The sequence below is a fragment of the Kocuria carniphila genome, from assembly GCF_004136555.1.
Classification (GTDB): domain Bacteria; phylum Actinomycetota; class Actinomycetes; order Actinomycetales; family Micrococcaceae; genus Kocuria; species Kocuria carniphila.
On record NZ_NOIT01000020.1, the window covers coordinates 37,125 to 50,858 of the forward strand.

Below are 13,734 nucleotides of genomic sequence, written 5' to 3' on the forward strand. Positions count from 1 at the left end.
CGGCCGTTCGTCATGTCAGGCTCGCGGGCTGCTGGCGCATTCCCGCGTCCGTCAAGCTAGTTCGCTCGAGCCTTCGACGCCGCCTGGTTCACCGCGTCCTCCACGGCCACCCAGCTGAGCATTGCGCACTTCACGCGCGCCACGAATTTGGACACCCCCGCGAAGGCCGCCGCATCACCCAGGATCTCCTCGTCCGGAGCCACCTGGCCGCGCGATCTGAGCATCTCGCGGAAGTGCTCGATCATTTTCCCCAGCTCGGACAGACTCATCCCGGGTGCCATGTCCGACAACACCGACGCCGCCGCCATGGAGATCGAGCAGCCCTCGCCGTTCCATTCCACGGCCTCCACGGTCGGGTTCTCCCCCTCCGTCACCGCCACCGCCACGCGCACGGTGATCTCGTCGCCGCACGTGGGGTTGTACTGGTGGGAAACACCGCTGCGTTCCCCGGCCGAGGACACGTCCTGGTCGGTTTCGCCGCTGCGCTTGTGGGAGTGCTCGAGGATGATCGTTTGGTACAGCTGGTCCAACTCTGCGCTCATGCGCCCTCCGCCCGGAAGTAGCCGCGAACGCGCGAGAGCTCGTCAAGGAAGCGATCGACGTCGTCGGTGGTGTTGTACAAATAGGTGCTCGCGCGCGTGCTGGCCGTGAGGCCCAACTCGCGGTGCAGCGGCTGCGCGCAGTGGTGGCCCACGCGCACGGCGATACCGGCGACGTCCAGCAGCTGGCCCACGTCGTGTGCGTGCACCCCGGCAACATCGATGCTGGCCAGGCCCACGCGCTCAACGCCCGGTTCGGGACCGAGGAGGCGAACGCCGTCGATCTCCGTGATCCCGCGGGCCAACCGACCCCCGAGCTCGGCTTCCCACGCTTCGATGCGGTTCATGCCGATCTGCTCGAGATAACGAACGGCCTCGGCCCACGCGACGGCCTGGCTGATGCGCTGCGTGCCCGCCTCGAAGCGGACGGGCGAGTCGAGGTAGCGGGCGTGCTCCGTGGTGACCTTGGTGATCATTGAGCCGCCGGTGAGGAACGTGGGCAGTGCGTTGAGCAACTCGCGGCGTCCGTAGAGCGCGCCGATGCCCGTGGGGCCCAGCATCTTGTGGGCGGAAAACACCGCGAAGTCCACGCCGAGGGCCGGGAAGTCGATGGGCATGTGTGGCACGGACTGGCACGCGTCCAGCACCGTGAGCGCGCCGACTTTCTGCGCCTCGGCCACGACGCCGGGCACGTCCGTGATCGCGCCGGTCACGTTGGAGACGTGCGTGAAGGCCACGAGCTTGGTGCGGTCGCTGAGTGTGTTCGCGACCGCCTGCGGGGTGATCAGACCGCGCTCGTTCACGGGGACCACGCGCAGGGTTGCGCCGGTCCGTGCGGCGAGTTCCTGCCACGGGATCAGGTTGGCATGGTGTTCGGCCTGGGTCGTGACGATCTCGTCACCGGGACCCACGCGGAAGCGCTCCGCGTTCTCGGAGCCGTTGGAACCCGCGGTCGCGTTGGACATCGCGTAGCTCAGCAGATTGAGGCCCTCGGTGGCGTTGGACGTCCACACGAGGGAATATGGATCCGCGCCCACGAAACGCGAGACCGTGGCGCGAGCATCCTCGAAGAAGTCCGTGGCCTCCACGGCCAGGGTGTGGGCACCGCGGTGAACGGCGGCGCGGTGGCGCAGTGTGAAATCCCGTTCCGCGTCGGCAACCGGGAGCGGGACCTGGGAGGTCGCGCCGGTGTCGAGGTAGACCAGCGGATGACCCGCCACCTGTGTTTCGGTGAGCAGCGGGAAATCCTGCTTCAGCTGCAGGACTTGCTCATTGTCCAGGGGGGTAGTGGTCATGACTCCTTCTCACGAGCTGTCGCTCATCGGCTAATGGACCGGCCATCTCCACCGTAGCCCCGCGCGTGGACGGTGACTAATAGTGGTTACGCCAGATTGAGCACCCGAACTCAGTAGGGATGTGCGGCTCCGTTTCCGAGCGCCGCACGCGGGCCGTGGCCCGCCTGGCGTCACGACAATTTGGCATGGAAATGCTGCTGCGTGTCGACCAGACCCTTTTCGGTGAGCATCTCCACGGCGTCGGCGGCATCACTGATCAGCAGGGGCAGTTCTTTGGACTCTGCGCCGGAGAAACGCTTGAGCACGTAGTCAGCGGTGTCCATTCGGCCGGGAGGTCGGCCCACGCCCACCCGCACTCGCACGTAGTCCTTGGTGCCCAGCGCCTTGGTGATGTCACGCAGCCCGTTGTGGCCGCCTTCTCCCCCACCGCGCTTGAGCTTGACGGCACCGTACGGCAGGTCGATTTCGTCGTGCACGACCACCAGGTTGTCCAGATCCAGGTCGTAGTACTTGAGCAAGGAGGAGACCGGTCCGCCGGACGTGTTCATGTAGGTCAGGGGCTGAGCCAGGACGAGCCTCGGCGCTCCGGGACTCATCCGCGTTTCCGCTACCGCGGCGCGAGTCCTATGGGCGGACAGCTTGGCCCCGGCGCGGCCGGCCAGTTCGGCCAGCACCATGGCACCCGCATTGTGTCGAGTCCCCGCGTAACGGTCGCCGGGATTTCCCAACCCCACCACCAATGTGCGATCAGCCACGAGGGGCCTCCTTCGGTTCGTTCTTCAAGTCGTTGCAGCGCCGTCACGCTGTCTCTGGATATGACGCCTATAGCGCGTGTCACCGGTGCCCGCCCCTCGCCCACTCAATGCCTTCGGGGCTTGCGTACTCGGAACACGCGTTCACGAAAACACGGCGGCAGGCACCCGTGGGTACCTGCCGCCGCGTTCGATCACTTCACTGCGCCGCCCGTGCAAGGCCGCGCGGGTGAAGAAATACTTACTCTGCGTCCTCGGCGGGGGCCTCTTCGTCGGCGGCTTCCTCGCCCTCAGCAGCCTCTTCGCCCTCTTCCGGCTCCTCGCCCAGGTCCTGCTGGACCGGCTCGGAGACGTTGATGACGAGCAATTCCTCGTCCGAGATCAGTGCCACGCCACTGGGCAGGGTGATGTCCTTGGCGTAGACGTGCTCGCCCGGCTCGAGAGCGTCGATGTTGACCACGACGTACTCGGGGACCTTGAGCGCGTCGGCCTCGATGACCAGAACGTTCTCTTCCACGTTGTGCACGGCGGTCGGTGCGACCTCGCCCTCGACGTGAACCGGGATCTCGACCTCCACGCGCTCGCCGCGGCGCACGGTGAGCAGGTCAATGTGCAGGATCTCGGGACGCACAGCGTGACGCTGAACTTCCTTGATCATAGCCAGGTGGCCGTCACCGTCAACGTCGATTTCGAGCACAGCGTTGGGGTTACGGGAAGCCAGCATCATTTCGTGGCCGGGCAGGACCACGTGCAGGGGCTCGGCACCGTGGCCGTAGATCACTGCGGGGATCTGGTTGTTCTGACGCACGCGGCGGGCGTAGCCCTTGCCGAACTCGGTGCGCAGCGTACCGGGAATGTTGATGATATCCACCATGGTGGGACTCCTTCGATTGTGGGTTATCGGCTCGTCACCACACTGACCGCCGAATGGCACTCGCACCAATCGTTGAACCGGTCAGCAAACCGACGTGGTGCGGTACCGCATGGCGCTCCCGTTCCGTGAGGTCACGGGAGTTCACGATCCCACCAGCCGTCGTCGATAACGGGGCAGCAAAATACGCCACCCCCTCGCCTTGGCAACTTTCCCAGAATACCACGGGTCCTTATCTCCCGAACCGCTCACAGGCTCGTCCCCCGTTATGTACCCATATGTCCTGGACAGGGGCCGTTCGCGGGTGAATCACGCTATCGTGGGAAGCGTGAATCTCGGGGGAGATTCCACGGTGCGGCCGCCTCACTCATCACAGCCGTACCGACGCGGTGCAAGTTTTTACGCACTCTCGTCGACCGTTTTCAGGGGGAGGGACCGACGATCATGTTCAAGGAGCCAACAGTGCGCCACACGCAAGCGTTGTGGCGTGAGAAATACCAGCAGACTCTGCGGATATCCGATGCCCTGGCGTTAGCGGTGGCGTTGGCGGTGAGCCAATTGATCCGTTTCGGCTTGGGCGACGGGTTTCTCCCGCTCGAATCAATTCCCGTTCCGTATTGGTTGGTCGGTGTCATTCTCGGACTGGGTTGGTGGGCCTGGTTGGAGTTGCGCGGCACGCGCGGAGTCCGTTTGATCGGTAATGGTGTCGAAGAAACCAAACAAGTGGTCACCTCCACCCTGGTCCTTTTCGGCGCGATCGCTATCGTGTCCTACGCCTTCGACATTCCGACGGCGCGCGGTTACGTCCTCATCGCCCTCCCGCTCGGTCTTCTCACGTTGATCAGCGGCCGCTTCGTGGCACGGCACAACCTGATGCAACGGCGCTTCAAGGGCCAGGCTATGTCCCGCACCATGATCATCGGCCGTTTCCCCGGCGCCGTGGAGATGGTGGATGAGCTCCAGCGCCGCCCGGATGCCGGTTTCAAACCGGTGGCCGTGTACATGCCGCGCTCACGACGGGACGTTCCCGAAGAACTAGCTCACGTCGAGATGCCGGTCAATACGTTGGAACACGGTGTTCGTCCCAGCGTGGCCGGAATCGTGCAGGCGTGCTGCGAGAACCGCATCGAGACCCTGGTCATGACCGCATCGGTACCCCTGAGTACGCGCGAGATCCGCCACCTGGGGTGGGCGCTGGCTGATGAGCACATCCGATTGGTCATGAACACGGGCCTGACCGACATTGCAGGCCCCCGCATCCACACGCAACAACTGGCCGGGCTACCGCTCATCCACGTGGCCACCCCGCGTTTCACTCGGTCCAAGAAGATGATCAAGCGCGGCACCGACATCGTGGGGGCGTCTTGTGCGCTGCTCATTCTGTCGCCCGTGTTGCTCGTACTCGGCCTGATCGTCAAGATGCACGACGGCGGTCCTGCCTTCTTCGCACAGGAGCGAGTGGGCATTGACGGCAGCCGGTTCAGGATGCTCAAGTTCCGTTCCATGTATGTGGATGCCGAGGAGCGAAAGGCCGCGCTGCTGGCGGCCAACGAGTCGCAGGGTGGTGTGCTGTTCAAGATGAAGGACGACCCGCGCGTCACCCGCCCCGGAAAGTGGATGCGGCGCTACAGCCTGGACGAACTCCCCCAGTTCTTCAACGTTTTGGGCGGCTCCATGTCCCTGGTAGGTCCCCGGCCTCCTCTGGCCTCCGAAGTGGACCGGTACGAGAAGCACGTCTACCGCAGACTCCGGGTGCGTCCTGGTATCACCGGCTTGTGGCAGGTCTCCGGTCGCTCCGATCTGGATTGGGAACAGTCCGTCCGGTTGGACCTGTACTACGTGGAGAACTGGTCCCCGGTTCAGGACATGATCATTTTGTTACGGACCTTCAAGGCGGTTTTCGCCTCCGACGGCGCCTACTGACCGTCTTCTCGACGGACCGTCACCGTGCCGTCGACACTTCCTCGTGGCCCTTCACTGCCTTGCGCGGTGAAGGGCAACCTCGGTTAAGTCCCGGCGAACCGGTCGTGTACGAAACCGAAAATTTGCAGCCTTGAAATGCTTTCGTGATCGATTCTCGAAAATTAATCCATTAATTCCCTGAAAGTTGTTTAGAATCTTGATGCCCCCAATGCCCAAGCGCCCCCGCGCACCATCCCCCAGTTAGGCAATTCGTGTGATCTCCCCCCGAAAGACAGCCCTGCCCGCTGCCGTTACCGCGGCTATTCTGGCATTCACCACATTCGCTCCGGCCATTGCTGCCGAAACCCCCACTGAGAACCTCGATCCCGACCGCGGCAACGTGGTGTCCGTGGAAACCGAAGAACTCGACACCGTGGTCAAAGATCCCAAGCTTCCGAGCGCACCGCCCAAGACCGGGGATAAGAACCCCGGCGCCACCATGGGTCAGCGCATGAAGTCAATGGATGAAACCACCAACCTGTCCCCCGAGTCCGAAGCGGAACTCGAGCAGGTCGAAAAGGAACTCGACACGAAAACCGCCCCGGCGGCGTCGGCGTCGGTCGGTGCCGTGACCCCGGAAACCCGGGAGAGCCCGGAATCCGATCCGTCCAGCACCCAGACAGTGGGCCCGGCTGGTTCGATGTCCCTGATGATCCAGGCCAACACGTGGCGCCCCGCGGGCATCATGGGAATGGACGTGTCCGGTTGGCAGCCCACCGTGAACTGGAGTGCCGAGTACTCCAAGGGCGCGCGCTTCGCGTACGTGAAGGCCACCGAGGGAACCGGTTACAAGTCCCCCTCGTTCGCGTCGCAGTACAGCGGCTCCTACAACGTGGGCATGATCCGCGGTGCGTACCACTTCGCCCTGCCGAGCGTGTCCTCCGGTGCGGCCCAGGCCGACTACTTCGTGAACAACGGCGGAGGTTGGTCCGCGGACGGCAAGACCCTGCCCGGTCTGCTGGACATCGAGTACAACCCGTACTCGAGCTTGGGCAACACGTGCTACAACATGTCCCAGCCGCAGATGAACTCGTGGATCAAGTCCTTCTCGGACCGCTACAAGCAGCGCACCGGCCGCCTGCCCGCGATCTACACGACCACCGACTGGTGGCGCACCTGCACGGGTAACACCGCGCAGTTCAACACCCACCCGCTGCACATCGCCGCGTACAACACCACCGGTGCCGGGGCCATGCCCAACGGTTGGTCCACGTACGACATTTGGCAGTTCTCGGCCTCGGGCCCCTTCTCCGGTGACTCCAACCAGTACCGCGGATCCTGGGCCCAGTTGCAGTCCATGGCCAGCTCTCGCAACTACAAGCCGCTGGGCGGTCGCGCGCCGAGCACCAATGCGGTGAACCAGTCTTACTCGGTGAGCGGCGGTATCGGTTCCATTTACCGCGCCACCGGCGGTGCCGCCAAGTGGGGCCAGGCCGTGACCCCGGAGCGCGCTGCCGCTTCGGGTGGTCGCTACCAGGAGTTCGTGCGCAACGGCGTGAAGGCCACCGCGTACTGGCACCCGCGTACCGGTGCCCACATGGTGCGCAACACCTCGAGCATCGGCAACAAGTTCGTGCAGACCGGTCGCGAGCGCGGACTGGGCTTCCCGTCCACGGAAGAGCGCTCCATCTCCGGCGGTGCCTACCAGAGCTTCACCACGGCCACCGGCCGCACCCACAAGGTCATGTGGACACCGTCCACCGGTTCCAACACCATCAAGGAGTATGGGGCCATCGGTAAGTTCTGGAGCAAGCGCGGTCATGAGCGCGGCTACGGGTTCCCCGTGACCGACGAGTACCGCGTGGGCAACCAAGTGCACCAGCGCTTCTCCAAGGGCTACACCGTGCGCTGGTCCTCCGCGACCAACCACGTGTGGGTCACCCGCTAAGGGTTCCACCCGCCAGACATGAAAAAGCCACCCGCCGGATTCCGGCGGGTGGCTTTTTCATGTCACGGTTCAGGGGAACCGGACGCGGATCATGCGGGTCAGGACCGGCCGTTGAACAGGCTGGTCACCGAGCCGTCCTCGAAGACTTCCTGGATGGCACGCGCGATCAACGGTGCGATCGAGATGACCTCGAGGTTCTCGAACTGGTGCTCCTTCGGAACCGGCAGGGTGTCGGTGACGACAACCTTCATGGCACCACAGTTGGCCAGGCGCTCCACCGCGGGGTCCGAGAACACCGCATGAGTGGCGGCAATGATGACATCCTTGGCGCCGTTGTCCCGCAGCACGCGGACAGCGCCGGTGATGGTTCCACCGGTGTCGATCATGTCGTCGATAAGCACGCAGGTACGGCCCTCGATGTCGCCCACGACCTGCTTGGACTCGGCCTGGTTGGGAACGTTGATGTCACGCGTCTTGTGGACGAAGGCCAGCGGTGCACCGCCCAGACGTTCGGCCCACTGCTCGGCCACGCGCACACGGCCGGTGTCCGGGGACACCACGGTCACGTTGGACTCGTCCACCACGGAACGCACGTAGTCGCTCAACAGCGGGATGGCCATGAGGTGATCCACGGGGCCGTCGAAGAAGCCCTGGATCTGCGCGGTGTGCAGGTCCACGGACATCAGACGGTCAGCGCCGGCGGTCTTGTACAGATCAGAAATCAGACGAGCGGAAATGGGCTCACGACCGCGGTGTTTCTTGTCCTGGCGGGCGTACGGGTAGAACGGGCTGACCACGGTGATGGACTTGGCCGATGCGCGCTTGAGCGAGTCGATCATGATCAGCTGTTCCATCACCCACTGGTTGATGGGTGCCGGGTGGGACTGGATGAGGAACGCATCCGCGCCACGCACCGACTCACCGAATCGCACGTAGGTCTCACCGTTGGCAAAGTCGTACGCGTCGGTGGGGACCAGTTCGGTGCCCAGTTCGCGCGCGATGTCCTGCGCCAGCTGCGGATGTGCACGACCCGAGAGCAGAACCATGCGGTTCGACCCCGCATTCGTAATTCCGGTCATGTGAACTCGCTTTCCTCGAAATGCTTGATGGAGCGCTGGTCGCGTGTCTCGTGCCCGGTTCAGGCCTGGGATGCGCGGTCAGAGTTTTAGGAGCCGTTGGACGCTTCCGCAGCCTTAGCGGCATCGGTTCCGGGACGGTGCTTCTGCACCCATCCTTCCACGATGACTTGATTCCCCTCGGTGAGGGCCAGTGCGCCGGCGGGCACGTCCTTGCGGACGGTGGTGCCGGCACCGGAGTAGGCGCCGTCGCCAATGGTCACGGGCGCAACGTACATGTTGTCCGAGCCCATGCGCACGTGGTTGCCCACCACGGTGCGGTGCTTGTTGACGCCGTCGTAATTAACGAACACGGAGGCCGCACCGATGTTCGAGTGCTCGCCGATCGTCGCGTCGCCCACGTAGGACAGGTGCGGGATCTTGGAGCCTTCGCCAATGGTCGAGTTCTTGGTCTCCACGAAGGTGCCGATCTTGCCCTTGGCGCCCAGCACGGTGCCCGGACGCAGATACGCGAACGGACCCACGGACGCGCCCGCACCCAATTCGGCGTCGCTGCCGTGGGTGCGGATCACGGTTGCGCCGTTGCCCACGGTCACGTTGGTGAGGGAGGTGTCCGGGCCGACGACGGCGTCCTCGGCGATTCGCGTGGCACCGTGCAGTTGGGTGCCGGGCAGGATGGTGACGTCCTGCTCGATCTGCACGGTGTCATCGATCCACGTGGTACCCGGATCAACGACCGTCACGCCGTTGGCCATGTGCATCTTGAGGGTGCGCTTATTGAGGTATGCGCCGAGTTCCGAGAGCTGCTCTCGGTCGTTGGCACCCTCGAGCTCCATGTAGTCCGTCATCTTCAGGGCGTCCACCCGGTGGCCCGCGGCCCGAGCGAGCTTGGGAACATCCGTGAGGTACTTCTCGGCCTGAGCGTTGTTGGTATCCACCTGGGCCAGGGAATCGCGCAACACGGCGGCGTCGAAGGCGAAGATGCCGGAGTTGACCTCCACGACCGCGCGTTCTTCCTCGGTGGCGTCCTTGAATTCCTTGATCTCGGCGAGCTGACCGTTCTCGTCCCGCAGGATGCGGCCGTACTTGCCCGGAGTGGGGTGATCCGCGGTCAGCACCGTCACGGCGTTGCCGTGGTCGCGGTGGTAGGTCACGAAGTCCTGCAGGGTCTGCGCGGTGAGCAGCGGAACGTCGCCGTAGGTCACGACCACGGTGCCGGACACCGGAGCTTCACGGTCCAGAACGTCCAGACCCGCATCCACTGCACTGCCGGTGCCGGGAACGTCCGACTGGTCCGCAATCAACACGCCGGAATCCAGCTCATTGATGTGCGCTTCCACGAGATCACGCTGGTGACGAATGACCGCCACGAGCTGCTCCGGGTTCAGTTCCCGGGCGACCTTGAGGGCGTGCCCCACCATGGAACGACCCCCGATCTCATGCAAGATCTTGGGGGTCTTGGACTTCATGCGGGTGCCCTTGCCTGCGGCCAGGACGATGATTGCTGCGGGGTTGGACCCGCCGGTCGCGGCGCTCTGATCGGCCGCGGTATCGACGATGCTCACTGAGCTAACTCCTCGTGGTTGCTCGTCAGGTGGTGGAACCCATCTGCACCTGGGTGGTTCGTGCGTTCCGCCACTAGGACTCGAACCTAGACTCACGGCTCCAAAGGCCGGTGTGCTGCCAATTACACCATGGCGGAAAGGTCGTCACTGTCGTGACAACACAACCGTGCACCACACGGGATGCACGGAAAATTACCATAACATTTCCCGAACTTCGGTCAGTGCGATCCCGAGCAGTGTTCCACCGTGACCACGCGGCCGTTGGCCATGGCCTCCTCGAAACCCGGTAACGCCTGGGCGAGGTGGCGGGTCTCCCCCGGCTCCAGTCCGCGCACGAGCACGGGAGCGCGTTTGGCTGCACGCTGCACGAATTCCCACGCATCCGCGTCGGACTGGCCTGCGCCTCGAGAGCGGGACACGTCCCAAGCGAGTGAGGTGACCTCGGGTTCGGTGACGTCCAGGGTGTCCTGATCGAATTCTCGGTCCAGGAGTACCAGGAGCATGACCACCTCGTCCACGGTGGTGTGGTTCTGCATGAGCAGTCGCACGTCCTGAGCCGAAGCTGCTTCTGCGAGCGCGGCCACCATGGAGTACAGCCGTTGCCGCTGTCGACCGCGGTGGGTGACGCCGCCCAACGCGAGCACGAGCGCCTGGGCGCCCACGCCGTGGGCCAGGACCAGAGCGGCGTCGGCCTCGGCGATCACGCCCTCGTCAGGCATGTCCTCGTCCACGGACACCGGTGCGCGCAGGATCAGCGGATCGGCGCCGGCCTTGCGCAACTGATCGCCTGCCTGGCGACGCACCATACTTCCCATGTGGAGACCCACTGGACGGTCCGCGCCCAGCGTGATTTCCACGGGCCCCGGGTGCTCGCGAACGTGTTCGACGGCGCTCGCCAAGTCCTGGGGAATATCCAAAACCGTCCCGGCCACGTAAGTCTCTTGCATGGGTCAAGTCTCCCACGCCAATCTGGCACTTCTCCCGGATAACCCTGACGCTTGTATCCTGGCCTGCGTGGCACATCTGATTGGCGGAGAGAATCTGCACCTCGAGTATCCGACCAAGACCGTTTTCGACGCGGTCTCCATAGGCATCGATCAGGGTGACCGGATTGGCATTGTCGGGCGCAACGGCGACGGTAAATCAACGCTGATGCGCCTGCTCGCCGGCCGCATCGATCCCGACGGCGGACGGGTCACCGTGCGCTCGGGAACCACCGTGGGCATGCTGGACCAGGCGGACACGCTGGACCCGAATCAGACGGTGGGGCACGCCGTCGTCGGCGATGTTCCCGACCATGTCTGGGCCTCGAATGCCAAGGTGCGTGACGTGATTTCCGGCCTGGTCTCGGACGTGGATTGGGACACGGACGTCAGCGAGCTCTCCGGCGGGCAACGGCGCCGCGTGGCCCTGGCCAGCCTGCTGGCCCAGGATTGGGACGTCATCTTCCTGGACGAGCCCACCAACCACCTGGACGTGGACGGCATCACGTGGCTGGCCAAGCACTTGAACAACCGTTGGTCCAAGAACTCGGGCGCACTGGTGGTCGTCACTCACGACCGCTGGTTCCTGGACGCCATGTGCACGGACACATGGGAGGTCCACGACCGCATGGTCGAGCCATTCGAAGGTGGCTACGCAGCCTACGTACTGCAGCGCGTGGAGCGCGACCGGCAGAACGCCGTGGTCGAGCAGAAGCGGCAGAACCTCATGCGCAAGGAACTCGCGTGGTTGCGCCGCGGCGCACCCGCTCGCACCTCCAAGCCCAAGTTCCGCATCGACGCCGCCAACCAATTGATTTCCGATGTTCCCCCGCCCCGCGATTCGGTCTCGCTCTCGCGCATGGCCGTGTCCCGGCTGGGCAAGGACGTGGTGGACATCGAGGACGTCTCGGTGTCCTTCGAGGGCGCCAACGGCACCACCAACGTGCTCAAGGACGTCACGTGGCTGATCGCCCCTGGCGAGCGCACAGGCATCCTGGGTGTCAATGGCGCGGGCAAGTCCACGCTGTTGGGCCTGGTCACGGGCGCGGTCTCCCCCACCACCGGGCGGGTCAAGCGCGGCAAGACCGTGAAGATCTCCACGCTCACGCAGCAGCTGGCGGAACTCGACGACGTCGCCAACGACCGCGTCTCGGACGTGGTCGCCAGCAAGAAGACCAGCTACGTGACCGAGGGCAAGGAGATGAGCCCCACCCAGCTTCTCGAGCGACTCGGATTCACGTCCGCGCAGCTCAAGACCCCGGTCAAGGATCTGTCCGGTGGGCAGAAACGCCGCCTGCAGTTGCTGATGATCCTGCTGGACGAGCCCAACGTGCTGATCCTCGACGAGCCCTCCAACGACCTGGACACGGACATGCTCGCCGCCATGGAGGACCTCTTGGACACCTGGCCCGGCACGCTCCTGGTCGTCTCCCACGACCGGTACCTGCTGGAGCGTGTGACCGACCAGCAGTACGCCGTGATCAACGGCCAGTTCCGGCACCTGCCCGGCGGGGTGGAGGAATACCTGAAGCTCTCGGCCTCGTCCGATTCGGGATCGGCCGCTGGCTCTGCCGGTGCCTCCAACCCGATGGCGGCTTCCTCTTCGGGTTCCGGTGCCGACGCCGCCGCAGGCTCGCCTTCCGAGCCCAAGCTCTCCGGCTCCGAGGCGCGCGCCGCGCAAAAGGAGCTGGGCGCCGTCGAACGCAAGCTGCAGAAGCTCAACAAGGAAGCCGAGGCCCTGGACGAGACCATGGCCGCCGCAGACCCCTCCGATTTCGAGGGGCTGGGCAAGCTGTCCGCCAAGAAGTCCGAGCTGCAAGAGCAGATGGACGAGCTGGAGATGCGGTGGCTGGAGTTGGGCGAGGCGCTGGAGTAAGCCTCGGGCCAACGCTCGTCGGCCGGATATGGTGAGGGCATGTTGACCCCGGCAACAACCCACGAGCTGTATATCGAGACCTCGGCTGGCTCCTTGGGAGTGCTCCGGACGGGACCGTCCATTTCCGACAGACAGCCGCTTCTGCTGATCCATGGCGGTGGAACCGACTGCTCGGCGATCTCCTGGTACCGCCTCTTTGGACCGTTAGGTGTCGACCGTCAGGTGTGGGCGGTCGACCTCCCGGGGTTCGGGCGCAGCATGTCCGTGGACCCCGTGGGCGGTCCCAGCGACATGGCGGATCTCCTGGCGGAGGCGCTGAGGATTCTGGGCATCGATTCCGCCATCGCGTGCGGGGTGTCCATGGGCGGCGACGTCGCTCTCAACCTGGCGCTGTCACACTCCCCGTTGGTCGCGGGATTGGTCCTGATCGCCCCGGGTGGTTTGGTTCCGGCTTTCAAGTCCCCTGCGGCTCACCGTGCGGCGTGGTACGCATCGCGGTTGCCGGACTGGGCGCTCCTCCCCCTGGGCCGTTTCGCCAACCGATTTGTGCGGGCCAGTCTGAACTCCATGGTCAAAGATCCCGCCACCCTGCCGAAGCCCGTGATCGATGAGTTCGTTCGATTGGCTCGCGACCCTAGGGGTGCTCTGGGATACACCCGCTACAACCAAGCCACAATCGGCCGCGATCGGATGCTCAATGACCTCACGGATCGTGTGGACGAGATCGACGCTCCCACTCTCTTCTTCCACGGTGCTGACGATCCGCTGGTCGATCCAGAGGGATCCCGTCGAGCGGCAGCTTCGATGTCTCACGCTCGGCTCGTCATGGTTCCGGACTGCGGGCACTGGGCGCAGTTGGAGCAACACGACCGCTTCATGGAAGAGACCGCCCACTTCCTCGAGGAAGTGGACGGTCTCAACTAGATG

The 13,734-nt window shown here is 64.5% G+C and carries 11 protein-coding genes and 1 tRNA gene; 4 read left to right on the forward strand and 8 right to left on the reverse strand.

The window, feature by feature from the left end; translation table 11 throughout:
* Window positions 1–56 precede the first annotated feature (56 nt).
* From sufU to EWV37_RS13795, 4 genes are all read right to left on the reverse strand, one after another.
* Window positions 57–542 carry a Fe-S cluster assembly sulfur transfer protein SufU gene (gene sufU / locus EWV37_RS13780; protein WP_129702276.1) on the reverse strand — a complete coding sequence of 162 codons (486 nt, stop codon included), beginning with the start codon at window positions 540–542 and terminating at the stop codon, window positions 57–59.
* Complete coding sequence (locus tag EWV37_RS13785) at window positions 539–1,834, reverse strand: aminotransferase class V-fold PLP-dependent enzyme (RefSeq protein WP_129702278.1); 1,296 nt, start codon at window positions 1,832–1,834, stop codon at window positions 539–541. Before EWV37_RS13785 ends, sufU begins: the two co-directional genes overlap by 4 nt.
* A 170-nt stretch (window positions 1,835–2,004) precedes the next feature.
* Window positions 2,005–2,589, reverse strand: a complete 585-nt coding sequence (gene pth / locus EWV37_RS13790; protein WP_129702280.1) for an aminoacyl-tRNA hydrolase — start codon at window positions 2,587–2,589, stop codon at window positions 2,005–2,007.
* Between the two features lie 238 nt (window positions 2,590–2,827).
* Window positions 2,828–3,460: a 50S ribosomal protein L25/general stress protein Ctc gene (locus tag EWV37_RS13795; RefSeq protein WP_129702282.1), complete on the reverse strand. Its 633-nt coding sequence runs from the start codon at window positions 3,458–3,460 to the stop codon at window positions 2,828–2,830.
* 441 nt (window positions 3,461–3,901) lie between these two features.
* Between EWV37_RS13795 and EWV37_RS13800 the strand changes: the two genes are divergently transcribed.
* Window positions 3,902–5,380 carry a sugar transferase gene (locus EWV37_RS13800; protein WP_129702284.1) on the forward strand — a complete coding sequence of 493 codons (1,479 nt, stop codon included), beginning with the start codon at window positions 3,902–3,904 and terminating at the stop codon, window positions 5,378–5,380.
* A gap of 253 nt (window positions 5,381–5,633) precedes the next feature.
* The gene (locus tag EWV37_RS13805; RefSeq protein WP_129702285.1) at window positions 5,634–7,307 is read left to right on the forward strand and encodes a GH25 family lysozyme; all 1,674 of its coding nucleotides are present in this window, start codon (window positions 5,634–5,636) and stop codon (window positions 7,305–7,307) included.
* A gap of 98 nt (window positions 7,308–7,405) precedes the next feature.
* Here the strand turns inward: EWV37_RS13805 and EWV37_RS13810 are convergent, their stop codons facing one another.
* From EWV37_RS13810 to EWV37_RS13825, 4 genes are all read right to left on the reverse strand, one after another.
* Window positions 7,406–8,386 carry a ribose-phosphate diphosphokinase gene (locus tag EWV37_RS13810; RefSeq protein ID WP_095796808.1) on the reverse strand — a complete coding sequence of 327 codons (981 nt, stop codon included), beginning with the start codon at window positions 8,384–8,386 and terminating at the stop codon, window positions 7,406–7,408.
* A gap of 86 nt (window positions 8,387–8,472) precedes the next feature.
* Window positions 8,473–9,948 (reverse strand): bifunctional UDP-N-acetylglucosamine diphosphorylase/glucosamine-1-phosphate N-acetyltransferase GlmU, encoded by a 1,476-nt coding sequence (gene glmU / locus EWV37_RS13815; protein WP_129702287.1) that lies wholly within the window; start codon window positions 9,946–9,948, stop codon window positions 8,473–8,475.
* Window positions 9,949–10,013: 65 nt separating this feature from the next.
* A tRNA-Gln gene (locus EWV37_RS13820) sits at window positions 10,014–10,085 on the reverse strand.
* Window positions 10,086–10,166: 81 nt separating this feature from the next.
* Window positions 10,167–10,895, reverse strand: a complete 729-nt coding sequence (locus EWV37_RS13825) for a hypothetical protein (RefSeq protein WP_129702289.1) — start codon at window positions 10,893–10,895, stop codon at window positions 10,167–10,169.
* A gap of 67 nt (window positions 10,896–10,962) precedes the next feature.
* On the opposite strand from EWV37_RS13825, the gene EWV37_RS13830 reads away from it, so the two are divergent.
* Both EWV37_RS13830 and EWV37_RS13835 read left to right on the forward strand, forming a co-directional pair.
* Entirely contained in the window at window positions 10,963–12,807 is a 1,845-nt protein-coding gene (locus tag EWV37_RS13830; RefSeq protein ID WP_129702291.1) for an ABC-F family ATP-binding cassette domain-containing protein, read from the forward strand.
* Between the two features lie 39 nt (window positions 12,808–12,846).
* A complete protein-coding gene (locus EWV37_RS13835; protein ID WP_129702292.1) occupies window positions 12,847–13,731 on the forward strand; it encodes an alpha/beta fold hydrolase in 885 nt (294 codons plus the stop codon).
* Window positions 13,732–13,734: the final 3 nt, after the last annotated feature.

Bases quoted from the DNA above. Each gene is read 5' to 3' on its own strand.
- sufU (WP_129702276.1), bottom strand. From the start codon at position 542: ATGAGCGCAGAGTTGGACCAGCTGTACCAAACGATCATCCTCGAGCAC.
- EWV37_RS13785 (WP_129702278.1), bottom strand. From the start codon at position 1,834: ATGACCACTACCCCCCTGGACAATGAGCAAGTCCTGCAGCTGAAGCAG.
- EWV37_RS13795 (WP_129702282.1), bottom strand. From the start codon at position 3,460: ATGGTGGATATCATCAACATTCCCGGTACGCTGCGCACCGAGTTCGGC.
- EWV37_RS13800 (WP_129702284.1), top strand. From the start codon at position 3,902: ATGTTCAAGGAGCCAACAGTGCGCCACACGCAAGCGTTGTGGCGTGAG.
- EWV37_RS13810 (WP_095796808.1), bottom strand. From the start codon at position 8,386: ATGACCGGAATTACGAATGCGGGGTCGAACCGCATGGTTCTGCTCTCG.
- EWV37_RS13825 (WP_129702289.1), bottom strand. From the start codon at position 10,895: ATGCAAGAGACTTACGTGGCCGGGACGGTTTTGGATATTCCCCAGGAC.
- EWV37_RS13835 (WP_129702292.1), top strand. From the start codon at position 12,847: ATGTTGACCCCGGCAACAACCCACGAGCTGTATATCGAGACCTCGGCT.